The organism is Pseudomonas sp. Ors-4-3C, from assembly GCF_055755035.1.
This window is the reverse complement of record NZ_CM146900.1, coordinates 886,730-909,144: the sequence shown is the minus strand read 5'-3', so window position 1 is coordinate 909,144 and position 22,415 is coordinate 886,730. Positions and strand designations below refer to the sequence as shown.

General features: G+C 61.8%; 24 protein-coding genes. 13 read left to right on the top strand and 11 right to left on the bottom strand.

Going from position 1 to position 22,415, the window contains the following annotated elements:
- The first annotated feature begins 6 nt into the window (after nucleotides 1-6).
- The gene (locus tag ACVHNU_RS04235) at nucleotides 7-972 is read left to right on the top strand and encodes a M29 family metallopeptidase (RefSeq protein WP_473019078.1); all 966 of its coding nucleotides are present in this window, start codon (nucleotides 7-9) and stop codon (nucleotides 970-972) included.
- 198 nt (nucleotides 973-1,170) lie between these two features.
- Here ACVHNU_RS04235 and rluB read toward each other — a convergent pair whose 3' ends face one another.
- From rluB to ACVHNU_RS04205, 6 genes are all read right to left on the bottom strand, one after another.
- Nucleotides 1,171-2,391, bottom strand: a complete 1,221-nt coding sequence (rluB, locus tag ACVHNU_RS04230; protein WP_003222775.1) for a 23S rRNA pseudouridine(2605) synthase RluB — start codon at nucleotides 2,389-2,391, stop codon at nucleotides 1,171-1,173.
- Between the two features lie 142 nt (nucleotides 2,392-2,533).
- On the bottom strand, nucleotides 2,534-2,725 hold the full coding sequence (locus ACVHNU_RS04225) for a DUF1289 domain-containing protein (protein ID WP_003222773.1): 192 nt from the start codon (nucleotides 2,723-2,725) through the stop codon (nucleotides 2,534-2,536).
- 145 nt (nucleotides 2,726-2,870) lie between these two features.
- Nucleotides 2,871-3,842, bottom strand: a complete 972-nt coding sequence (gene scpB, locus ACVHNU_RS04220; RefSeq protein ID WP_473019077.1) for an SMC-Scp complex subunit ScpB — start codon at nucleotides 3,840-3,842, stop codon at nucleotides 2,871-2,873.
- Between the two features lie 11 nt (nucleotides 3,843-3,853).
- Nucleotides 3,854-4,552, bottom strand: coding sequence for a segregation and condensation protein A (locus ACVHNU_RS04215; RefSeq protein ID WP_177434745.1), 699 nt, complete (start codon nucleotides 4,550-4,552; stop codon nucleotides 3,854-3,856).
- Between the two features lie 123 nt (nucleotides 4,553-4,675).
- Nucleotides 4,676-5,305, bottom strand: coding sequence for an L-threonylcarbamoyladenylate synthase (locus ACVHNU_RS04210; protein WP_007966016.1), 630 nt, complete (start codon nucleotides 5,303-5,305; stop codon nucleotides 4,676-4,678).
- A 13-nt stretch (nucleotides 5,306-5,318) separates the two neighbouring features.
- Nucleotides 5,319-6,182, bottom strand: a complete 864-nt coding sequence (locus ACVHNU_RS04205) for a PHP domain-containing protein (protein ID WP_003222765.1) — start codon at nucleotides 6,180-6,182, stop codon at nucleotides 5,319-5,321.
- A gap of 87 nt (nucleotides 6,183-6,269) precedes the next feature.
- On the opposite strand from ACVHNU_RS04205, the gene ACVHNU_RS04200 reads away from it, so the two are divergent.
- From ACVHNU_RS04200 to ACVHNU_RS04175, 6 genes are all read left to right on the top strand, one after another.
- On the top strand, nucleotides 6,270-6,866 hold the full coding sequence (locus ACVHNU_RS04200; protein ID WP_262142309.1) for a septation protein A: 597 nt from the start codon (nucleotides 6,270-6,272) through the stop codon (nucleotides 6,864-6,866).
- Between the two features lies 1 nt (nucleotide 6,867).
- Nucleotides 6,868-7,167: a YciI family protein gene (locus tag ACVHNU_RS04195; protein WP_262142310.1), complete on the top strand. Its 300-nt coding sequence runs from the start codon at nucleotides 6,868-6,870 to the stop codon at nucleotides 7,165-7,167.
- 255 nt (nucleotides 7,168-7,422) lie between these two features.
- Nucleotides 7,423-7,833 carry an SH3 domain-containing protein gene (locus ACVHNU_RS04190; protein WP_003222759.1) on the top strand — a complete coding sequence of 137 codons (411 nt, stop codon included), beginning with the start codon at nucleotides 7,423-7,425 and terminating at the stop codon, nucleotides 7,831-7,833.
- Between the two features lie 7 nt (nucleotides 7,834-7,840).
- Nucleotides 7,841-8,518, top strand: coding sequence for a response regulator transcription factor (locus tag ACVHNU_RS04185; protein ID WP_003222757.1), 678 nt, complete (start codon nucleotides 7,841-7,843; stop codon nucleotides 8,516-8,518).
- Between the two features lie 262 nt (nucleotides 8,519-8,780).
- A complete protein-coding gene (locus tag ACVHNU_RS04180; protein WP_473019076.1) occupies nucleotides 8,781-9,230 on the top strand; it encodes a Spy/CpxP family protein refolding chaperone in 450 nt (149 codons plus the stop codon).
- Nucleotides 9,231-9,410: 180 nt separating this feature from the next.
- Complete coding sequence (locus tag ACVHNU_RS04175) at nucleotides 9,411-10,751, top strand: sensor histidine kinase (protein ID WP_473019075.1); 1,341 nt, start codon at nucleotides 9,411-9,413, stop codon at nucleotides 10,749-10,751.
- A 109-nt stretch (nucleotides 10,752-10,860) separates the two neighbouring features.
- Here ACVHNU_RS04175 and ACVHNU_RS04170 read toward each other — a convergent pair whose 3' ends face one another.
- Nucleotides 10,861-11,427, bottom strand: a complete 567-nt coding sequence (locus tag ACVHNU_RS04170; protein WP_003222753.1) for a nitroreductase family protein — start codon at nucleotides 11,425-11,427, stop codon at nucleotides 10,861-10,863.
- Between the two features lie 121 nt (nucleotides 11,428-11,548).
- Here ACVHNU_RS04170 and ACVHNU_RS04165 point away from each other — a divergent pair, with 121 nt between their 5' ends.
- Nucleotides 11,549-13,003 carry a TrkH family potassium uptake protein gene (locus ACVHNU_RS04165; protein WP_003222752.1) on the top strand — a complete coding sequence of 485 codons (1,455 nt, stop codon included), beginning with the start codon at nucleotides 11,549-11,551 and terminating at the stop codon, nucleotides 13,001-13,003.
- Here ACVHNU_RS04165 and ACVHNU_RS04160 read toward each other — a convergent pair.
- Nucleotides 12,960-14,015, bottom strand: coding sequence for an AraC family transcriptional regulator (locus ACVHNU_RS04160; protein WP_473019074.1), 1,056 nt, complete (start codon nucleotides 14,013-14,015; stop codon nucleotides 12,960-12,962). The genes ACVHNU_RS04165 and ACVHNU_RS04160 overlap by 44 nt on opposite strands.
- 163 nt (nucleotides 14,016-14,178) lie before the next feature.
- Here ACVHNU_RS04160 and ACVHNU_RS04155 point away from each other — a divergent pair, with 163 nt between their 5' ends.
- Nucleotides 14,179-14,490 (top strand): Mpo1-like protein, encoded by a 312-nt coding sequence (locus ACVHNU_RS04155; RefSeq protein ID WP_003222750.1) that lies wholly within the window; start codon nucleotides 14,179-14,181, stop codon nucleotides 14,488-14,490.
- Between the two features lie 26 nt (nucleotides 14,491-14,516).
- Nucleotides 14,517-15,107 carry an HD domain-containing protein gene (locus ACVHNU_RS04150; protein WP_473019073.1) on the top strand — a complete coding sequence of 197 codons (591 nt, stop codon included), beginning with the start codon at nucleotides 14,517-14,519 and terminating at the stop codon, nucleotides 15,105-15,107.
- Nucleotides 15,108-15,217: 110 nt separating this feature from the next.
- On the opposite strand, the gene ACVHNU_RS04145 is transcribed toward ACVHNU_RS04150, so the two are convergent.
- A complete protein-coding gene (locus ACVHNU_RS04145) occupies nucleotides 15,218-16,033 on the bottom strand; it encodes a UDP-2,3-diacylglucosamine diphosphatase (RefSeq protein ID WP_473019072.1) in 816 nt (271 codons plus the stop codon).
- Nucleotides 16,034-16,169: 136 nt separating this feature from the next.
- Between ACVHNU_RS04145 and ACVHNU_RS04140 the strand changes: the two genes are divergently transcribed.
- On the top strand, nucleotides 16,170-16,934 hold the full coding sequence (locus ACVHNU_RS04140) for an AraC family transcriptional regulator (protein ID WP_473019071.1): 765 nt from the start codon (nucleotides 16,170-16,172) through the stop codon (nucleotides 16,932-16,934).
- A gap of 74 nt (nucleotides 16,935-17,008) precedes the next feature.
- Nucleotides 17,009-17,902 carry a DMT family transporter gene (locus ACVHNU_RS04135; protein ID WP_003222746.1) on the top strand — a complete coding sequence of 298 codons (894 nt, stop codon included), beginning with the start codon at nucleotides 17,009-17,011 and terminating at the stop codon, nucleotides 17,900-17,902.
- Here ACVHNU_RS04135 and ACVHNU_RS04130 read toward each other — a convergent pair.
- Nucleotides 17,896-18,183: an Rdx family protein gene (locus tag ACVHNU_RS04130; RefSeq protein WP_027613985.1), complete on the bottom strand. Its 288-nt coding sequence runs from the start codon at nucleotides 18,181-18,183 to the stop codon at nucleotides 17,896-17,898. The genes ACVHNU_RS04135 and ACVHNU_RS04130 overlap by 7 nt on opposite strands.
- A gap of 71 nt (nucleotides 18,184-18,254) precedes the next feature.
- Here ACVHNU_RS04130 and ACVHNU_RS04125 point away from each other — a divergent pair, with 71 nt between their 5' ends.
- A complete protein-coding gene (locus tag ACVHNU_RS04125) occupies nucleotides 18,255-20,456 on the top strand; it encodes a patatin-like phospholipase family protein (RefSeq protein WP_473019070.1) in 2,202 nt (733 codons plus the stop codon).
- A 142-nt stretch (nucleotides 20,457-20,598) separates the two neighbouring features.
- Here ACVHNU_RS04125 and ACVHNU_RS04120 read toward each other — a convergent pair whose 3' ends face one another.
- On the bottom strand, nucleotides 20,599-22,371 hold the full coding sequence (locus ACVHNU_RS04120) for a motility hub landmark protein FimV (protein ID WP_473019069.1): 1,773 nt from the start codon (nucleotides 22,369-22,371) through the stop codon (nucleotides 20,599-20,601).
- Nucleotides 22,372-22,415 lie beyond the last annotated feature (44 nt).

Genomic DNA, 22,415 nt, shown 5'->3' with positions numbered 1-22,415 from the left:
GGACTCATGGATAAGCCCCGCGCGATCTCGCATTTCCTTTACTACCTCGAACATCACCCTGCCCTTGCCGGTCTCGACTCGGCGAAGGTACTGCTCGGCCACACCGCCGATTACGAAGCCCTGACCGGCGCCATCGCCGAACAGGCCGGCGACCACCCGAAATTCAACTTCAGCGCGCGCCGCCTGGATCTGGAATCCACCGCCACGCTGACTGCAGCTATCGCCGACAGCGATCTGTACATTTTCTTCTACGACTCTTCCACCCTGCCCAACCCGCGCCCCGACGGCCCGGAGTTCGTGCGCGCCCTGCAAGGCGTGATGGCGGAAAACTGGAAGAAATCGCTGCTGTTCAAGGATTACGGCGACTATTTCTACGACACCTTCAGCGTCACCCCGCAGCGCATCGCGGGGCTCAACAGCCACTTGATCCAGCGCATGTCCCAAGCCACCACGCTGAGCTTCACCGATGATCATGGCTCGCGGTTCGAAACGCCGCTGAGCAGCATCAAGAAGTGGACCGACATCAACGGCGTCGGCAACTTCGACCTGGCCCCCGGCGAAATCGCCACCCACAGCGAAGCCATCAATGGTCATGTGAAATTCAAGGGCACGTTCCTCAGCACCATCCCGTTTGCGCGCAAGTACGGCGTGCTGGAGTCGCCGCTGGAACTGTGGATCGAGAACTCGACCATCAGCCGCATCGCCACCGATGTGCCGGGGCTGGAGCATGATTTCAACAAGTACCTGGACGCCAACCCGTCGAATCGGCGCATCGAGGAGTTGGGCATCGGTACCAATGAAGGGGTTAAAGACCTGTATGCGCGCAATGCCGGTTTCGAGGAACGCCATTGCGGCCTGCACTTGGGCCTCGGCGGTGGGGCCAAGGGCAGTCATCACCTGGACCTGATCTTCTCCGGCGGGGTGTTGGCGCTGGATGACAAGCCGGTGTTTGATGGGCGGTTTGTGTTCTAGCCTGATTTTTCTTTATTGAAGCCACTGGCCTCTTCGCGAGCAAGCCCGCTCCCACAGTAGGATTTGTGTACGACGCAGATCCACTGTGGGAGCGGGCTTGCCCGCGAAGAGGTCCGCTCAGACGCTACATACCTTCCGCCAGACGAAAAAAAACGCCAACCCTGCGGTTGGCGTTTTTCATTCAGACGCTAAAGCCGATCACTCCGGCTTCTTGCGACCGAAACCCGGACGCTGACCGGAACCGGCTGGAGCACCACGACGCTTGCCCGACGGCTTGTCGCCGTCGACCAGCTTGATCCCCGGACGCTTCGGCGCAGGCTTGGCCGGACGCTTGTTGGTGGTGTCGGCAGGACGATCAGCTACCGGCGTACCACGGCCGGCCGGCGCACGACCTTCGCCACGCTCGGTGCGACCGTTAGCCGGACGCGGTGCACGCTCGCCATCACGGGCCACTGGCTTGCGCCCCGGACGCTCGCCTTCGATCTGCGGCTCGCGGCTCGGACGCGGACCGGTCGGCGCGCCAGCGGCTGGACGCAGGGTACGCACGCGCTCGGTCTTGGCCATCGGCCGCGACGATTTGCGCTGCATCCGCTCCAGCTTGTCCTTGCTCTTGGCGTTGAGTTGCGGCATCGCCACCGGGGTCAGACCGACTTCAGCGCTGAGCACGTCGACTTCGTACTGACTCATTTCGCGCCAGCGGCCCATCGGCAAGTCGGAGTTGAGGAACACCGGACCGAAACGCACGCGCTTCAGACGGCTGACCACCAAGCCCTGGGATTCCCACAGACGACGAACCTCACGGTTACGGCCTTCCATCACCACGCAGTGATACCAGTGGTTGAAGCCTTCGCCACCCGGCGCCTGCTGAATGTCGGTGAAACGCGCCGGGCCGTCTTCCAGCACCACGCCCGCCTTCAGGCGCTCGATCATTTCGTCGTCGACTTCACCGCGTACGCGCACGGCGTACTCACGGTCCATCTCGTAGGACGGGTGCATCAGACGGTTGGCCAGCTCACCATCGGTGGTGAACATCAGCAGACCGGTGGTGTTGATGTCGAGACGACCGATGTTGATCCAGCGACCTTCTTTCGGACGCGGCAGCTTGTCGAACACGGTCGGACGGCCTTCCGGGTCGTCACGGGTGCAGATCTCGCCATCAGGCTTGTTGTACATGATCACACGGCGCACCGACTCGGCAGCCTCTTCGCGCTTGATCACCTTGCCATCGATGGTGATCGCGTCGTGCATGTCGACACGCAGGCCGAGGGTGGCGTCTTTGCCATTGACCTTGATCCGGCCCTGGCTGATCCAGGCTTCGACGTCACGGCGCGAGCCGACGCCGATACGGGCGAGGACTTTCTGCAACTTTTCGCCTGCTGGGCCGATTTCCTGGTCGTCTTTCTGATTGATGTCACTCATCTGGGCACCTCCCGGTGTGGTCTGTTCAGGCGGCGCCTGAAGCATTGAAATCTGGTTTTCGGGCGAAGGGATCGCCGAAGGGTCGCGAATCATACGCGGATGTGCGCCATCGCGCATCAGAGACTAGCTGATGGTTTGCTACTTATTTCTTTTTCCGCCGACCGGCGCCACCAAGTTTGATCAGGCGCAGCGCGGCTTCGGCCAGCACCGTGCGCTTGTCGTCCTTGTCGAGTTTCTTCCAGGCGCGGATTTCGCGCTTGCTGCGGCCACAGCCGAGGCAGATGTCGTCGGTGAATTTGCAGAGACTGATGCAGGGGTCTTTGGTGGAACTCATCGAATACTCCAGAACGACACTTGACCCTGTGGGAGCGGGCTTGCTCGCGAATGCAGTGTGTCAGGCAATACATGAATGTCTGACACACCGCATTCGCGAGCAAGCCCGCTCCCACAGGGGTTGACCAGTGATCCTGAAAACCGGGTCAGTCCTCGAACTCGCGGCGTTCGGCCTCGATGGCTTCCGCCAGCGCGCGGGCCTCGGCTTCTTCTTCGCTCAGTTCAGGCTCTGGCGCCGGTTGTTCGAGGGCGGCGACGGCGGCCAGGAGCTTTTCCCGGGCTTCGGCAACGCCAAGAATGTCCTCTTGCGGTTCGGCTTCAGGCTCGGTCTCAAGTTCAACTTCAATCGCCGGCTCGGCGGTCTCGGTTTCAGGCTCAGGCGGCTGCGCTTCGCCATCCGCGGCATCCCGCAACAGATCGTCGAAGTCGGTTTTGATCCCCTCCTCCATGCTGTCCAGTTCCTGCAACAGCGTGTGGAAACTGGTTTCTTCCTTCTGTTCTTCCGGCTCGGCGCTGGCATCGGCCAGTTCCTGCAGGCTCTGCGGCACCGGTGCGTCGTCGAACTCGAGCACCGGATCGGTGTCCATCTCGCGCAGTTCGGCCAGCGGTGGCAGGTCTTCGAGGTTTTTCAGGTTGAAGTGATCGAGAAACGCCTTGGTGGTGGCGAACATCGCCGGTTTGCCCGGCACGTCGCGGTACCCGACGATGCGGATCCACTCGCGCTCGATCAGCGCCTTGACGATGTTGCTGTTGACCGCCACGCCCCGCACGTCTTCGATCTCGCCGCGGGTGATCGGCTGGCGATAGGCGATCAGCGCCATGGTTTCCAGCAGCGCACGGGAGTAGCGCTGCGGGCGCTCTTCCCACAGACGGCCGACCCACGGTGAAAACTTCTCGCGGATCTGCAAGCGGTAGCCGGAGGCGACTTCCTTGAGCTCGAACGCGCGGCCCTCGCAGGACTTGGCCAACAGGCTCAGGGCTTTCTTGAAGACCGGCGGTTCAGGGCGCTCGCCTTCTTCGAACAGTTCGTAGAGGCGTTCAAGCGATTGCGGTTTTCCCGAGGCCAACAGAAAGGCTTCAAGCAGGGGCGCCAGCTCGCGGGGTTCAGTCAGGTTCATGTTTCGACTCGTTATTCGGCTCGGGCTCGCACGTGGATCGCGGCGAACGGCTCATTCTGCACCAGCTCGACCAAGGATTCCTTGACCAGTTCAAGGATCGCCATAAAGGTCACCACCACACCGAGGCGACCTTCCTCGGCAGTGAACAGCTCGACGAACGGCACAAAACCACCGCCCTTGAGCCGTTCCAGCACATCGCTCATGCGCTCGCGGGTCGACAGCGCCTCGCGGCTGACCTGATGGCTCTCGAACATGTCGCCCCGGCGCAGCACCTCGGCCATGGACATCAAAATCTCTTGCAGCGCGACATCCGGCAACAGCTTGCGCGCCCGGGCTTCCGGGGCGTCAAGCTTGGGCACCACCACGTCGCGACCGACCCGGCTCAAGCCGTCGATACCTTCGGCTGCAGCCTTGAAGCGCTCGTATTCCTGCAAGCGCCGGATCAGCTCGGCGCGCGGGTCGTCCTCTTCTTCTTCGACGGTTTCGGCCCGGGGCAGGAGCATCCGCGACTTGATCTCGGCCAGCATCGCGGCCATTACCAGGTATTCGGCGGCCAGTTCCAGGCGCACCGACTGCATCAGCTCGACATAACCCATGTACTGGCGGGTGATTTCCGCCACCGGAATGTCGAGGATGTTGATGTTCTGTTTGCGGATCAGGTACAGCAGCAGGTCGAGCGGGCCTTCGAAGGCTTCGAGAAAGACTTCCAGCGCATCCGGCGGGATGTACAAGTCCAGCGGCATTTCCATGACCGCTTGGCCATAGACCATGGCAAACGGCAGTTCCTGCTGGGCGCCGGCCTGGGGATCGATAACGGTTTCCACTGCGGACATTCAGGCCTCGACCATGAACGGCGCGGGGTCGCCGCAACCGACGCGGATCACTTCCGGGTCGTCGCCGGTCAGGTCAATCACGGTGGACGCCTTGATCCCGCCGAAACCGCCGTCGATGATCAGGTCGACCTGATGTTCAAGCAATTGGCGCATTTCGTACGGATCGCTCAGCGGGTCTTCATCGCCGGGCATGATCAGGGTCACGCTCATCAGCGGCTCGCCGAGTTCGGCCAGCAACGCCAGGGCAATCGGATGGCTCGGCACCCGCAGGCCGATGGTGCGTTTTTTCGGGTGCAGCAGCAGCCTTGGCACTTCGCGGGTGGCGTTGAGAATAAAGGTGTAAGGCCCCGGCAGATGCGCCTTGAGAATGCGGAAAGTGCCGGTGTCGATCTTGGCGTAGTTACCCAGTTGCGACAGGTCGCTACAGATCAGCGCGAAGTTGTGCTTCTCGTCGAGCTGACGCAGACGTCGCACACGCTCGATGGCCGTCTTGTCGCCGATCTGGCAACCGATGGCGTAGGAAGAGTCCGTGGGATAAATCACCACCCCGCCCTTGCGGATGATCTCGACCGCCTGTTTGATCAGGCGCGCTTGCGGGTTTTCCGGATGGATCTGGAAAAATTGACTCACATTCTCTACCTGTTCAGACGGCGGCAATATCTGTGTCATGTTTGAACCGACACCACAGGGGTGGAAGGTCCTCGGGAACCGGCCGGTACTGGCCAATCTCGGACCAGCCTCCAGGGCCATGGAAATCACTGCCGGCGCTGACCAGCAGACCGAACTCGCGGGCAAGGATTGCCAGGCTGCCGACCTGTTCCGCGGGCTGATGGCCATTGACCACTTCGATTGCATGCCCGCCCGCTTGAATATAGTCGGCAATCAGCTTTCGGCGCTTGCTGCGGGTGAAATCGTAGTGCCACGGATGCGCCAGACTGACCCACGCTCCGGCGGCGCGCAGGGTGCCGACGGTGTCTTCCAAGGTCGGCCAGTGTTGTTTGACGTCACCCAGCTTGCCGGCGCCGAGCCATTTGCGGAATGCTTCGGCACGATCCTTTACAAAACCTTCACGCACCATCCAGTCAGCGAAATGCGGGCGGGCTGGCGCATTGCCGCTGTCGCCCAGTTCCTGCTGAATCTGCCGGGCGCCTTCGAGGGCACCGGGCATACCTTTGAGGCCAAGCTTGCGGCTTATCTCTTCCGACCGCAGCCAGCGGCCATCGTGCAATCGGGCGATGGCCTCGACCAGTGGCGCGGCGTTGACGTCGAAACCGTAGCCCAGCACATGGATGGTCGCGCCGCCCCACGTACAGGACAGTTCGACGCCATTGACCAGTTGCATGCCCAGTTCTTCGGCGGCGCTGCGCGCTTCGGCGAGGCCTTCGAGGGTGTCGTGATCGGTCAACGCCAGGACTCGCACGCCGTTTTCGAACGCACGCGCAACCAGAACCGCAGGCGCCAGGGCGCCATCGGAGGCCGTGCTGTGGCAGTGCAAATCAACATTCACGGGGAGTTGTAACCTCAAATCAGCTGGCGCTATCGCGCGCCCATATGTTTGTTATTATGCCGCCACATCCAGCTTCTGGCTCTCACTGTGAAACAATTCATCGATTTCATCCCGCTTCTGCTGTTTTTCATCGTTTACAAACTTGATCCGCGGATCGTCGACGTTGCCGGCCATGAAGTGACTGTAGGCGGTATTTACAGCGCCACCGCGATGCTGATCATCAGCTCCCTGGTGGTCTACGGCGCGCTTTTCATCAAACAGCGCAAGCTGGAAAAGAGCCAGTGGCTGACCCTGATCGCCTGTCTGGTTTTCGGCAGTCTGACTCTGGCCTTCCACAGCGAGACCTTCCTCAAATGGAAGGCTCCGGTGGTCAACTGGCTGTTCGCCCTGGCCTTCATCGGCAGCCACTTCATCGGTGACCGCCTGCTGATCAAACGCATCATGGGCCACGCGCTGACCCTGCCGGATCCGGTCTGGACCCGTCTGAACATCGCCTGGATCGCTTTCTTCCTGTTCTGCGGGGCTGCCAACCTGTTCGTGGCATTCACCTTCCAGAGCATCTGGGTCGACTTCAAGGTGTTCGGCAGCCTGGGCATGACCTTGCTATTCCTGGTCGGTCAGGGCATCTACCTGTCCCGCCACCTGCACGACGCCGATACCACAACGCCAAAAACCGAGGACTGACATGCTCTACGCAATCATTGCCACCGACGTCGCCAACTCGCTCGAAGCGCGCCTCGCCGCACGCCCGGCCCACCTCGAACGCCTGCAAGTGCTCAAGGGCGAAGGCCGCATCCTGCTGGCCGGCCCGCACCCGGCAGTCGACAGCAATGATCCGGGCGCTGCGGGTTTCACCGGCAGCCTGATCGTCGCCGAGTTCGACTCCCTGAGCGCCGCTCAAGCCTGGGCCGACGCCGACCCGTACATCGCCGCCGGTGTGTACGCCAATGTGATCGTCAAACCGTTCAAGCAAGTCCTCCCGTAAAAAGAGGCAACCCTGTGGCGAGGGAGCTTGCTCCCGCTGGGGTGCGAAGCGGCCCCGCTCTTTAGCTCAAAAGCATGGGACTGCTACGCAGTCCAGCGGGAGCAAGCTCCCTCGCCACAGGGCCAATATGCCCCCTTCACCATCGACATTGCCTCTGGCACTGAACCTTCTCGGTTCTCCCCGCTCTCAATCGCTCATTATTCTCGTTTGCCTGCCGACAACCTGCCCAATATCCATTTGCAAGCAGGAATCGCGATGCGCAAGGGTCCGTTGTGTCTGATGTGGGTCACGTTGTCGATCATGGCGCCCGCCCATGGTGAGGAAACCACTGAAAGCGGCAATTCCACGCCGCTGTCATTGAGTGCCGGCAGCCAGATCACCGAGTTGCAGCAGCGCCTCAAGGCCAGTGAGCAGCAGCGAGAAGAACTGAACAAACAACTGCAAAATGCCGACAACGCACGCGAAAGCGCTCAGCTTGCCCGGTTGCGCCAGGAGAATCAGCGCCTGAAGCTGCAACTCAAGGAAGCCCAGGCCAGTCCGTTGCCGCGTCTGTTGACCGAACAGCAGCAATGGTTCGTCACAGGCGCCGGGGTAGCGCTATTGGCGCTGCTCTGCGGTATCTTTGCCAGTGGAGCAAGCCGAAAACGTCGGCAATGGCTAAATTGAGTGAGTCATGAGCGAGCTGTTACTGATTGATGATGACCAGGAGTTGTGCGAACTCCTGAGTAGCTGGCTGAGCCAGGAAGGCTTCCAGGTGCGTGCCTGCCACGACGGCCAGAGTGCGCGCAAGGCGCTGGCCGAGATGGCGCCCGCAGCCGTGGTGCTGGACGTGATGCTGCCCGACGGCAGCGGCCTGGAGCTGCTCAAGCAACTGCGCAGCGAACACGCCGATCTGCCGGTGCTGATGCTTTCGGCCCGGGGCGAACCGCTGGATCGCATTCTCGGTCTGGAGTTGGGCGCCGATGATTATCTGGCCAAACCCTGCGATCCGCGTGAGCTCACCGCACGCCTGCGCGCCGTGCTGCGCCGCAGTCACCCGGCCGCCGTGTCGACCCAACTCGAGCTTGGCGACCTGAGCTTCAGCCCGGTGCGCGGTGTGGTCAGCATCGACGAGAAAGAACTGACCCTCACCGTTTCCGAAAGCCGCTTGCTCGAAGCCCTGCTCAAGCAGCCCGGCGAGCCACTGGACAAGCAGGAACTGGCGCAACTTGCCCTCGGCCGCAAGCTGACCCTGTACGACCGCAGCCTCGACATGCACGTCAGCAACCTGCGCAAGAAGATCGGCCCGCACCCCGACGGCCGCCCACGCATCGTCGCCCTGCGCAGCCGCGGCTACTACTACAGCCTTTAAACCGTTTGCTGCTCTGTGGCGAGGGAGCTTGCTCCCGCTGGACTGCGCAGCAGTCCCTCGTTTTTGATTTGAAAAGCGAGGGCCGCTTCGCTGCCCAGCGGGAGCAAGCTCCCTCGCCACAGGTGGATTGCCAGTGATATTTGTCAGGTCGGGATCGAAGCGTCTTTACCCAAGCTTTACGCAGCGCTGACCGCCGCTGACCTTGATCTCCGTAATCTGTACTCATCCGGAACGTACCGGGAACGAGACAAGGAGATACACCATGCGCAAGACTCTTATCGCTCTGATGTTCGCTGCCGCTCTGCCAACCGTCGCCATGGCTGTGCCACAGGATGGCGGCCCGATGGGTGGCCCGCTCGACGGCCCACGCCACGGCGGTCAGATGCACGGCATGCACGGCAAAGGCCCGTACAGCCAACTCGACCTGTCCCGCGAACAGCGCGAACAGATCCGCAAGATCATGGGCGAGCAGATGCACGAGCGTCGCCAGGTCGTCGAGAAGTACCTGGAAAAACTCTCCCCGGCCGACCAGAAAGCCATGAAGGACGAGATGGCGGCCAACCACAAGAAAGCCCAGGACGACGTACGCAATCTGCTGAAACCGGATCAACAGAAGAAATTCGACGAGATCCAGAAGAAACAGGCTGAACGCCGCGCCGAATGGGCCGAGTTCAAAGCGTGGAAAGCGCAACAGCCGCAAAAGGCGCAATAATGCGATAACCCGGACCCGACGGCTAACCGCCGTCGGGTCTGTTGCCACTCAATCCAAATGTGGGAGCGGGCTTGCTCGCGAATGCGGTGTATCAGACAAGGCAATGTTGACTGACACACCGCATTCGCGAGCAAGCCCGCTCCCACATTGTTGAGTTTTTTGTTTGATTGAGGATTTTCTGTGCGTTCATTGTTCTGGCGTATTCTCGCGAGTTTCTGGCTGGCCATCGCTCTGGTGGCGGGGCTTTCGATTCTGCTCGGGCACATGCTCAATCAGGACGCGTGGATCCTCAGCCGCCATCCGGGCCTCAACACCTTGGCCGCCGAATGGACGAAAACCTACGAAACACAGGGCGAAGACGCCGCGCAGGACATCCTCGAACAACGCAAACGCCAATATCACATCGACGTCCAGGTACTCAACGAAAGCGGCGACCCGGTGGTACGCGGCACCTTCCCGCGTCGCGCCGCGGCATTTGAAGCCCGGCAGAACAACGACGACCGACGCCTGCCATGGCGCCGTCTCACCGACGAGTTCACCAGCGAAAAAACCGGCGACACCTACCTGTTCATCTTCCGCATCCCGCACCCGGAACTCGACGCCTGGCACCGCGAAAGCCTGCTCTGGCCACTCAGTGCACTTGGCATTGCGCTGGTGGTACTGACCCTGTTCAGCCTGCTGGTGACCTTCTCTATCACCCGCCCGCTCAGCCGTTTGCGCGGTGCGGTGCATGATCTGGGGCAGACCACCTATCAGCAAAACAGTCTGGCGAAACTGGCCAACCGTCGCGATGAATTTGGCGTACTGGCCACCGACTTCAACCGCATGGGCGCGCGCCTGCAAAGCCTGATCAGCAGTCAGCGCCAGTTGCTGCGCGACGTATCCCACGAATTGCGCTCACCTTTAGCGCGGCTGCGCATTGCGCTGGCACTGGCAGAGCGGGCCAACCCGGAAGAACGGGAAAAACTATGGCCACGCCTGACTCGCGAATGTGATCGCCTGGAAGCGCTGATCAGTGAAATTCTGGTGCTGGCACGGGTCGATGCCGACAATGCCAGTGCTGAAGAAGTGGATCTGAATGCACTGCTGGGCACTCTGCTAAAGGATGCGCAGCTTGGCTCGCCAGAGCAGACGGTGCGCCTGGAGGCCGAGCCGCAGCTGAACCTCAAAGGCTGGCCGACCATGATCGAGCGCGCCGTCGACAACTTGCTGCGCAACGCCCAACGCTTCAACCCGGTGGGTCAGGCAATCCAAATGCAAGCCACGCGTCAGGGCGAACGAATTGTGGTGAGTGTGCGCGACCACGGGCCGGGTGTGCAGGCCGAGCATCTGAGCCAGTTGGGAGAACCCTTTTACCGGGCGCCGGGGCAGACCGCGGCCGGGCATGGCCTGGGCCTGGCGATTGCCAAGCGCGCAGCGGAGCGGCATGGCGGGAGCCTGACGCTGGCCAATCATCCAGACGGCGGGTTTGTCGCCAGTCTTGAATTGCCGTTGGTGCCGGGCGCGGTGGTCCAGCCCTGATCAAACTGTAGGAGTGAGCCTGCTCGCGATAGCGGTGGATCAGACAAAAATCTATTGACTGATCCACCGCTATCGCGAGCAGGCTCACTCCTACATTTGATCGGTGGTGTCAGGCTTTGCCCGGCCAGGCGCTGACAAACTCAGCCAGATCCACCTTCTCCGCCACACGCGGTTCTTTCTGCGGCGTGCCGAGGTACAGGAAGGCAATCACCTGCTCGCCTTCAGCCAGGCCCAAGCCTTTGGCCACGTGCGCCGAATACGCCAGATCACCGGTGCGCCACACCGCACCAATTCCCTGCGCATACGCCGCCAGCAAAATCCCGTGCGCCGCACAACCCGCCGCCAGCAATTGTTCGGACTTCGGATACTTGACGTGTTCCTGCAGTTTAGCGATGACCACGACCACCAGCGGCGCACGCAGCGGGCCGTTGCGCGCCTTGTCGATCATCGCTTCAGTGACTTCGCCTTCCTGCATCTGCGCCGCTTCAGCCAGCAACTCGCCCATCTGCTCGCGCGCCGCACCTTCGACGGTGAGGAAACGATACGGCTGCAAGTGGCCGTGATCCGGCGCGCGCAGGGCTGCGCCAAACAGGGCTTCGCGCTGCTCGGCGGTAGGGGCCGGTTCGACCAGGCGTGGAACGGAAACACGGTTGAGCAAAGCGTCGAGAGCCTGCATCGGCCACCTCCTGAGAAAAATGTGCGGCTATTCTAGCGGTATCCGGCAACAGGGTGCCGGTTTACATGCCCTGCCCCACGGGTAGAATGGCGCCCTTCCTACATCAGCCCGAGCGGACTTCATGGCGTTGCCGACCTTACGGATCATTGGTTTCATCATCGGCATCTTCCTGATCACCCTGGCCATCGCCATGGTCGTGCCCATGGCCACCCTGGTGATTTTCGAGCGCACCGGCGATCTGCCGTCGTTCCTCTGGGCGAGCATGATCACCTTCGTCGCCGGCCTCGCACTGGTGATCCCCGGTCGCCCCGAACACATTCATCTGCGCCCGCGCGACATGTACCTGCTGACCGTCAGCAGCTGGCTGGTGGTGTGCATTTTCGCCGCGCTGCCGTTTTTGCTGACCCAGCACATCAGCTACACCGACTCGTTCTTTGAAAGCATGTCCGGCATCACCGCCACCGGCTCGACCGTGCTCAGCGGTCTGGACACCATGTCTCCGGGAATTCTGATGTGGCGCTCGCTGCTGCACTGGCTCGGTGGTATCGGCTTCATCGGCATGGCGGTGGCGATTCTGCCGTTGCTGCGTATCGGTGGCATGCGCCTGTTCCAGACCGAATCGTCCGACCGTTCGGAAAAGGTCATGCCGCGCTCGCACATGGTGGCGCGCCTGATCGTGGCGGCGTACGTGGGCATCACCATCCTCGGCAGCCTGGCGTTCTGGTGGGCCGGGATGAGCCCGTTCGATGCGATCAATCATGCGATGTCGGCGATTTCCACCGGCGGTTTCTCGACCTCCGACCAGTCCCTGGCGAAGTGGACGCAACCGGCGGTGCACTGGGTCGCGGTGGTGGTGATGATTCTCGGCAGCCTGCCGTTCACGCTGTACGTGGCGACCATGCGCGGCAACCGTCGGGCACTGATCAAGGATCAGCAGGTACAGGGGCTGCTCGGTATGTTGCTGGTGACCTGGCTGGTACTCGGCACCTGGTACTGGTGGACCACCGACCTGCATTGGCTGGACGCGCTGCGGCATGTGGCACTGAACGTGACCTCGGTCGTCACCACCACCGGCTTCGCCCTCGGCGACTACAGCCTGTGGGGCAATTTCTCGCTGATGCTGTTTTTCTATCTGGGCTTTGTCGGCGGCTGCTCCGGCTCGACGGCGGGCGGGATCAAGATTTTCCGTTTTCAGGTCGCCTACATCCTGCTCAAGGCCAACCTTAACCAATTGATCCACCCGCGCGCGGTGATCAAGCAGAAGTACAACGGTCACCGACTCGATGAAGAAATTGTGCGTTCGATCCTGACCTTTTCGTTCTTCTTCGCCATCACCATCTGCGTGATCGCCCTGCTGCTGTCGCTGCTCGGCGTGGACTGGATGACCGCACTGACCGGCGCTGCCAGTACCGTATCCGGCGTCGGCCCGGGGCTGGGCGAGACCATTGGCCCGGCGGGCAATTTCTCGACGCTGCCGGATGCGGCCAAGTGGATCCTGTCGTTCGGCATGCTGCTCGGCCGACTGGAGATCATTACGGTGTTTGTGCTGTGTATTCCGGCCTTTTGGCGTCACTGATCGGCGCCTGCAACAGCCGCGCCCGGTAATCGCCGGGCGTGGTATCGAACCAGCGACGGAACGCGCGGAAGAAGTTGCTCGGGTCGGCAAACCCCAGCAGATAAGCAATCTCCAGCAGGGTCATGCCTGGCTGTGCCAGGTATTGTTCGGCCAGTTCGCGACGGGTGTCATCGAGCAATTGCTGAAAACTCGTGCCCTCCTCCTGCAAGCGCCGCTGCAAGGTGCGCTGCGACAGATGCAGGGTCTGCGCCACGGTATCGCGCTTGGGTTCACCCTGGGGCAACAAGCGGCACAACACTTGTCGCGCCTTGTGGGTCACGCGACTTTCAGAGAATCGCGCCAGGTATTCTCCGGCAAACCGATCATGCAACAGCGCCATGGCTTCGTTGGCGGTGGGCAGCGGTGCTTCCATGTCGGCCCGTTCGAAAATCAACGCATCGTAAGGCGCGTTGAACATCAGCGGCGCATGGAAGGCTTGTTTGTAGGGTTGCAGGTCCGCGGGCTCGTCGCCCTGGAACAGCATTTTGACCGGGTGCAGGGTGCGCCCGGTCAACCAGCCGCACAGGCCCAGCGCACAGGCCAGCGAGGCTTCGGCGCTCTGGCGGGTCGGTGGCAGGTGATCGCCATGCACCGTCAGAATCAGCGCATAGCCTTCTTCGAGCAGACGAAAACTCAAGTCGGCGCTTTCGGCGATGATCCGCTGATAACGCACCAGACGCTGAAAGCCTTCGGCCAGGGTGTTGCTCGACATCAGCGCATAACCGGCGACATGGAACGACGCCGGTCGCACCACCTTGCCCATGTTCAGGCCGATCGCCGGGTTGCCCGACAGCTCGACCGCCCGTTGCCAGAGTCGGGTCATGGAATCTTGCGGGAAGCGCGCATCAGGATCGTCCAGGGCGGCGTAATCGAGCCCCAGTTGCTTGAACAGTAGCCGGCAATCCAGGCCGTCCATCTCCAATGCCTTGACAATCCCCATCGCCCAGCTTGCAGAAGTCGTTCGTTCGCTCATGGCGTTATTCTTTTACATGATGGATCGCATGTACGACCCGATTTGCGAAGGATACTAAAGTGGCGCCCATTGTCACTGGCTGATGCCACTGTTCACTCTAGACTCAAATAAGCTACCCGCCGAACAAGTTGCCATCAGAACAATAACCACAGAGATCGCAGTCGTGGAAAACATCAAGCAATTCAACACTTTCGCCGAGTTCTATCCGTATTACCTCAGCGAACACGCCAACAGCACCTGCCGCCGCTTGCACTTCATCGGCACCACGCTGGTGATTTTCATCCTGGCCATGACCATCGCCAAAGGTGCCTGGTTGCTGTTGCTGGCCCTGCCGCTGGCCGGTTACAGCTTTGCCTGGGTCGGCCACTTCTTCTTTGAAAAGAACCGCCCGGCGACTTTCCAGCATCCGTTGTACAGCCTGCTGGGCGACTTCGTCATGTACCGCGACATGATCCTTGGTCGCGTGGCGTTCTGAATCCCGACACACCCGGAGGCTTGCCGATGAACGCCAATGCCCGCTTCACCCACATGCAGGACGGCACACAGGAAGACTGGGCGATCATCGCCGCCGACTTCAGTGCCTACGCCCGGCAATTGCCGTCGCGGATCGTCGCACACCTGAAGTTGCTGGAAGGTGACTTCGGTGGCTTCCCGGTGGATCGTCTGACCCATTCGCTGCAAACCGCGACCCGCGCCTATCGCGATGGCCGCGACGAGGAATACGTGGTCTGTGCGCTGCTGCATGACATCGGCGACACCCTCGGTTCCTACAACCACCCGGACATCGCCGCGGCGATTCTCAAACCGTTCGTCAGTGCCGAGAATCTGTGGATGGTCGAGAAGCACGGCATCTTTCAGGGTTATTACTTCTTCCATCACCTGGGCATGGATCGGCATTTGCGCGAGCAATTCGCCACCCATCCGCAGTATCAGGCGACGGCGGAATTCTGCGCCAGGTACGATGCGGCGGCGTTCGATCCGGCGTATGAAACCCTGCCGCTGAGCTTCTTCGAGCCGATGATGGAGCGGCTGTTTGCGCAGCCGAAGCACTCGATCTACAAGGCGGCGATGGAAGAACACTCCCCGGCGTAAGGCGAACCGCTGCGCGGTTCATCGCGAGCAGGCTCACTCCTACAGTTGACCGCATTCCAACTGTAGGAGTGAGCCTGCTCGCGATGAGGCCCTCCCTGACAACCGAAGACTCAGGCGATCTCGGCAACCTTGGCCGCCTTGAGCTGCGCCTCCCGCGCTTGCGCATCCGCCAGTCGATACAGCTCGATCGAGCCGTCCCAGTGCTCAATCAACGCCGTGCACGATTCCACCCAATCGCCGCAATTGAGGTAATCCACCTCCCCCACCTTGCGGATCTCGGCATGGTGAATGTGCCCGCACACTACGCCGTGCAATTCACGTTTCACGCATTCGTGGGCGATGGCTTCTTCGAAGTCGCTGATGAAACTCACCGCGGTCTTCACCTTGTGCTTGAGGTACGCCGACAACGACCAGTATCCGTAGCCATAACGGGCACGCCAGCGGTTGAGCCAGCGGTTGAGGGTCAGGGTTAATTCGTAGGCCGAGTCGCCGAGAAAGGCCAGCCAGCGGTGATAACGGGTGATCACGTCGAACTGATCGCCATGGATCACCAGCAGATGCCGGCCATCCGCCGTGACATGCACCGCCTCGTCGACCAACTGGATGTTGCCGAGGATCAGCTTCGAATAACGGCGCAGGAATTCGTCGTGGTTGCCGGTGACGTAGATCACCTCGGTGCCGCGCTTGCTCATGGTCAGCAGGCGGCGGATCACGTTGGTGTGCGCCTGCGGCCAGTACATGCCGCCACGCAGTTTCCAGCCGTCGATGATGTCACCGACCAGGTAGATCTTGTCGGCGTGGTAGCCCTTGAGAAATTGCGACAAGTGCTCGGCCTGGCAATCCCGCGTGCCCAGGTGCACGTCGGAAATCCACAGGGTACGCACCCGTTGTTTGCGGCTGGGTTTGGCGAGCTCGGCGCTGGTCATGGGCAACCCTCTGCGATATTTTCGCCAGCTTGCGCCCGCCGGGTGAATCGACCATGACAGGCAGGCGTCAGTCGTGTGACAGCGCGCAAGCCCCTTGCCCCGGTGTAGACTGGCGCTCACTTCGGAGACCTCTGCCATGCGCCCGATCCTCAGCCTGCGCCAGTACACCCGCGATCTTATCGTCCACAGCCACGAACACGCCCAACTGGTGTTCGGTTTGTCCGGCGCGCTGGATTTCGAAGTCGAGGGTCAGGGCAGCCAGGTGCGCCAACAGAGTTTCGTGGTCATCCCCGGCGGCGCGCATCACGCCTGCGGCAGCCCCGATGGCAGTCGTTGTCTGGTGCTGGACGTGCCCGACGGGCAATGGCTGAACGATTCGCTGGGCGAGCATGCCGACGCCAGTCAGCGCTTGCTCGACCAGCCTGCGCGGTTGTCACTGGATGCGGGGCAAAGCCAATTGGTCAACTGGCTGGCGAACAGCCCGGTCAGCGATCCGCTGATCGCCCAGCAAGGCGCGGTGTTGCTGCTCGCCAGCCTGAATCACGCCAGACCCGCCGAACTCTCGGCGCGGCGCCTGCCCTACGCGGCGCTGGATGCGCACATTGAGCAATACGCCGCCTACCCGCTGCAAGTGGCCGATCTGGCGCAGATCGCCGGGTTGTCCAGCGCCCGGTTGCACGCGCGGTTCATGGCCGAATGCGGGCAGACGCCGATGGACTACATTCGCAGCCGGCGGTTGCACAAAGCGGTTTGCCTGCTGCGCGAGACGGCGCTGCCCATCGGCGAAATCGCCAGCCGGGTCGGCTACAGTTCGCAGAGCGCCTTCGCGGCGGCGGTGCTGCGCGAGTTTGGCGCTTCACCGGGGCAGTTGCGCCGCGACTCCTGCGACAAAAAACGCTAGTTCGCCGACAGACTTCTGCGCCGCAACACGCTTCAATGGGCAACATTGAAACTGTGTTCGGATTAAGGATTGCAATGACTCCGCGTACCGCTCTCGGCGCCCTGCATATCGGCGCTCTGATGTTCGGCCTGACCGGCGTGTTCGGCAAACTCGCGGCCGCCTCGCCGGCGGTGATCGTCTTCGGACGCGCGGCGTTTGCCGTGCTCGCCCTGGCCTTTTTCGCCCGTTTCGCCAGCCAGAACGGCTGGCAGAAACTGCAGGCGGTCGACTGGCGGCGCCTGGTGCTCAGCGGCGTGTTGCTGGCCGGGCACTGGGTGAGTTTTTTCATCGCGGTGAAGGTCGCCGGGGTGGCGATTGCGACGCTGGGTTTTGCCAGTTTCCCGGCGTTCACGGTGATTCTCGAAGGGCTGATTTTCCGCGAACGCATCCGCGCCAATGAAATCGTGCTGGTGGTGCTGGTCAGCGTCGGTCTGGTGCTGGTGACGCCGGCGTTCGACCTTGCCAGCGGCGCCACCACTGGATTGCTCTGGGCGGTGCTGTCGGGTCTGCTATTCGCCCTGCTCTCGCTGACCAACCGCGCCAGCTCCGGACGCATCCCGGCGGTGCAGGCGGCGCTGTGTCAAAACGTGGTGGTGGCGCTGTGTCTGCTGCCGGTCGCCGCTCCGCAGCTAAGCGAAGTGCGTGCCCTGGACTGGCTGTGGATCGGTCTGCTCGGGGTGTTCTGCACCGGCGTCGCCCACAGCCTGTTCGTCGCCAGCCTCGCGGTGATCAAGGCGCGCACCGCCGCGGTGGTATTCGCCATGGAGCCGGTTTACGGCATCACCATCGCCTGGTTGCTGTTCGATGAAAACCCGACCGTGCGCATGCTGATCGGCGGCGCGCTGATCATCGTCGCCATTGTGGTCTCGGCGCGGATGTCAGGCAGCGCCGACAAGAAAACCGTCGCTGCCGAAGCCGCGTCTCACTGAGTGCGGTCGTTGTGGCCGAGGTCGCGCTCGGGGTCGATCTGATCGCGGACTCGCTGCTTGAGCACCTTGGCCTCGGGAAAACCGCCATCGGCCTTGCGCTCCCAGATCTGCACGTCGTCGCAGCTGATGTGAAACACCCCGCCGGTGCCCGGCACCAGCGAGACCTTGCCGAGGTCGTCGCCGAAGGTGCTGAGCAACTCCTGCGCCAGCCACGCGGCGCGCAGCAGCCACTGGCATTGGGTGCAATATGTGATGACGATTTCCGGTTTTGCAGCAGACATGTTCGCTGAAACTCCTGAGACAGAGGGCGCCGCTATAATAGCCGGCTTTATCGCTTGCCCCGAGACTCACCATGCGCCGTTTGCTGTTCTGCCTGTTGCTTGGCTTTCTGCCGTTCTTTATTGATGTCAGCGTTCATGCCGCCGAAGCGCCCCGCCCCAAAGTCGGCCTGGTGCTGTCCGGTGGCGCCGCCCGTGGCCTGGCGCACATCGGCGTGCTCAAGGCCCTTGAGGAACAAGGCATCAAGATCGATGCAATTGCCGGCACCAGCATGGGCGCCGTGGTCGGCGGCCTGTACGCCTCGGGCTACAAGATCGATGAACTGGAAAAACTCGCGCTGAACATCGACTGGCAGCAGGCACTGTCCGACGCCCCGCCACGGGAAGACGTACCGTTTCGCCGCAAGCAGGATGACCGTGATTTTCTGGTGAAGCAGAAACTGAGCTTTCGCGATGACGGCAGCCTCGGCCTGCCGTTGGGGGTGATTCAGGGCCAGAACCTGGCGCTGCTGCTGGAAAGCCTGTTGGCGCATACCAGTGACACCCGCGATTTCGACAAGCTGCCGATTCCGTTCCGCGCCGTGGCCACCGACATCGCCAGTGGCGAAAAAGTGGTGTTCCGCAAAGGTCACTTGCCCCAGGTGATCCGCGCCAGCATGTCGATTCCGGCAGTGTTCGCCCCGGTGGAACTGGACGGGCGGCTGCTGGTGGACGGCGGCATGACCGACAACATCCCGCTCGACGTGGCGCGGGAGATGGGCGTCGACGTGGCGATCGTGGTCGACATCGGCACCCCGCTGCGCAACCGCAAACAACTGACCACTGTGGTCGACGTGCTGAACCAGTCGATCACCCTGATGACCCGGCGCAACTCCGAAGAGCAACTGGCCGCCCTCAAGCCCACCGACGTGCTGATCCAGCCGGCCCTGGCGGCATTCGGCGTGACCGACTTCGGCAAGGCTCAGGAGATGATCGACGCCGGTTACCGCGCCACGCGGATTCTCGACGCCCGCCTCGCTCAGCTCAAACCTCACGAATCCCAGGACGCCGAACTCGATGCCGCCCGCGCCCCGGGGCAGCGCACGCCCATCATCACCGCGATCAGGGTCGAGAACGATTCGAAAGTCGGCGACGACGTGATCCGCTATTACATCCGCCAGCCGATCGGCGAGCCACTGGACCTCGGCCGACTGCACTCGGACATGGGCACGCTGTACGGCCTCGATTACTTCGAACAGGTGCAGTATCGCGTGGTGCACAGGGGCCAGGATCACACCCTGGTGATCAGCGCCCGTGGCAAGCGCAGCGGCACCGATTACCTGCGGGTCGGCCTGAACCTGTCGGACGACATGCGCGGCGACAGCGCTTTCAACCTCGGCGCCAGTTACCGCATCAACGGCATCAATCGCCTCGGCGCGGAATGGCTGACCCGGGGGCAGATCGGCGACAAACAGGAACTGTATACCGAGTTCTACCAGCCGCTGGATGTCGGCTCGCGCTACTTCGTCGCACCGTATGCTGCGTTCGAAGCACAAAACGTCGACTCGGTACTCGACAACGATCCGATCGCCCAATACCGCGTGGAGCGCTATGGTTTCGGCCTCAACTTCGGCCGGCAGATCGGCAACAACGGCGAAATCCGTTTCGGCGTCGGCGAGGCCTGGGGCAAGGCCGACGTGCGAATCGGCGATCAGGACCTGCCAAGCGAAAACTTCACTGAAGGTTTCTACTCGCTGAAGTACTCGTTCGACTCACTGGACAACGTCTACTTCCCCCACGAGGGCAAGGACGTCAGCCTGACCCTGATGCAATTCGAACCGGGTCTGGGCTCGGACACGCGCTACCGGCAATGGGAGTTCAAGCTGGACAAAGCCATGAGCCATGGCCCGGATACGCTGATTCTCGGCGGGCGCTATGGCCGAACGCTGGACGACGCCAACGTGGTGACCTCGAGCTTCCTGCTCGGCGGTGCACGACAGTTGTCGGGCTTTCGCGAGGATTCGATTTCCGGGCAAAACGTCAGCCTGATGCGTGCGGTGTATTACCGCCGACTGACGCCGCGCGCTTACCTGCCACTGGATTTCCCGCTGTATGCCGGAGCTTCGCTGGAACGTGGCCGGGCGTGGAACAACGACAATGAATTCGACAGTGGCTACATCAATGCCGCCAGCGTGTTTATCGGCTTCGATACGCCGTTGGGGCCGTTGAATTTCACGTATGGCTTGAATGATGCGAATGAGCAGGCGGTTTATCTGAATCTGGGGCAGACGTTTTGAGTACTCAGGTGGATTGATATTGCCTGCCCTGACGCCTTCGCGAGCAAGCCCGCTCCCACAGTTGGAATGCGCTCCATTGTGGGAGCGGGCTTGCTCGCGAAGGCGATAGTTCAGTCAGCGAACAATTCCGCTGACTCAACCTTCAGCGAATCCCCGCCAATAACGTCCGCGCCGTTTGCTTGAGGGGCTCATCCCCTTCCTTGAGCAACTCATTGAGCAAGGCAATCGCGCTGTCGATATCGCCGTCATCAATACAGGTCTGCGCCTGTTCGAGTTTTCCCGACCCGGCTGCGGGTTCCGGCTCGTCGGTCTGAAGATTCAGCGGCTCCAGGGTCAGCGACTGCTCCGGATCAGCGAACTCGTTGAGAAAGTCGTCGTCCAGCGGCTGTGCGTCCGGTTCGGGAATCCACTCCAGCTCCGTCTCTTCGCTGACCACTGTTTTCGGCAACTCGAAGTCCGCTGGCAGCACCTCGAGACCGGAATCCGATGCAGACAGATCTGCCGGCGGCTCAGGTGCCGAACGACTGTCCTCAAGATCCCAACTGGACGCCATCGACAATTCACCCAGATTCAATTCGAAATCATCCTCTGGCGCAGGAGCAACCACTGCGGCAGCCGCGACAACCGGCAACACCGGCGCTATCGGTGCAACGCTGTTCAATTTCGGATGACGCTCACGGATCGCGACCAATTGCTGAGGATCCACCCCGGCATCACGCAGGCGATTTTCCTGTTGTTCATAAGCCGCGCTGTCGCCCTGCCGCCCCAACACTTCGAGCAATTGCACTCCCAGCTCGGTGCGCTCCGGTTCCTTGTCCATGGCATTGCGCAACAGCCCGACGGCCTCGCTCAAGCGCCCGTAGGCCAGGTAAATCCCCACCGCTTCCAGCACATCGCCCGCCACCGGCTCCTCACGGTGTTCGGTGGCTATGTTGATGCTCGCCGATTGCGCGGTTGGCGGGTCTTCAGGGTCGATGGGCTGAGCGGCCGGCAGAGCCGCCAGTGGCGCCACTCCTCCCGCCACTTGACGGCGACGGCGTAAGAAAAATCCACCGCCCACCAACCCCAGCAGCACCAGCAAACCACCGAGCAGCGGCCAGTTGAGGCCATCGTCGGCAGTTTCAGGTGCGGTGGTGACCGCTGCCGGTACCGGCGGTGCAACGGCCGGCGCTGGAGGCTTTTGCAGCTCGCTCAAACGCGTTTGCAGTTCACTGATCTGCTTTTTGCCGTCAGCTAGCTGGATATCCTGCGCCTGCAGTTTTGCGTTGAGTTCCTCGACGGTCTTTTGCAGCTGCTGATTGAGCAACACGCTGGCCGCCAATTGCTCGGCCACGGCATCGTTGACTGGCGCAGCCGCCGCTGCGGGAGTTGGCGCTGAAGGTGCCGCCTCGCGCTTGCCTTGAGCAGCCTGGGGCGCCGCCGTGGCGGGTTCAACGGTGGGAAATTCAGAAGATTGCGGACGTGGATCGGGGTCGTCCGTGGCCGGCACGATACTCGGCGATCCGGGTGGATCGATCAGCAGCGTGTACTCGCGCAGCAGGCGGCCATTGGGCTGATTGAGCTGCACCAGAAAATTCAGAAAGGGTTCATTGACCGGTTTGCGCGAGGTCACCCGGATCATCTGGCGATTGCCATGCAGGATCGGGGTGAACCTGAGGTCATTGAGGAAGAACACCCGCTCGACCCCGGCCCGACCGAATTCATCCGCAGTGGCCAGACTGGCCGAGAGGTCGCTGGCACTGAGGCCAGCGGCATCCACCAGGGCGATGTCGGCCTTGAGCGGCTGATTGAGGGCCGAGTGGACAGTGATGTCCCCCAACCCCAGCGCCATCGACCAGGTCGAATAGCTGAATACACCAGCGACCAGCAGCCATCTGGCGCCACCGCGCAGTACTACGTGCCGACTTGCGAGCATGAGCATCCCTTAAATAAGCAAAACCGGTTTCTATGCGTTCGCAC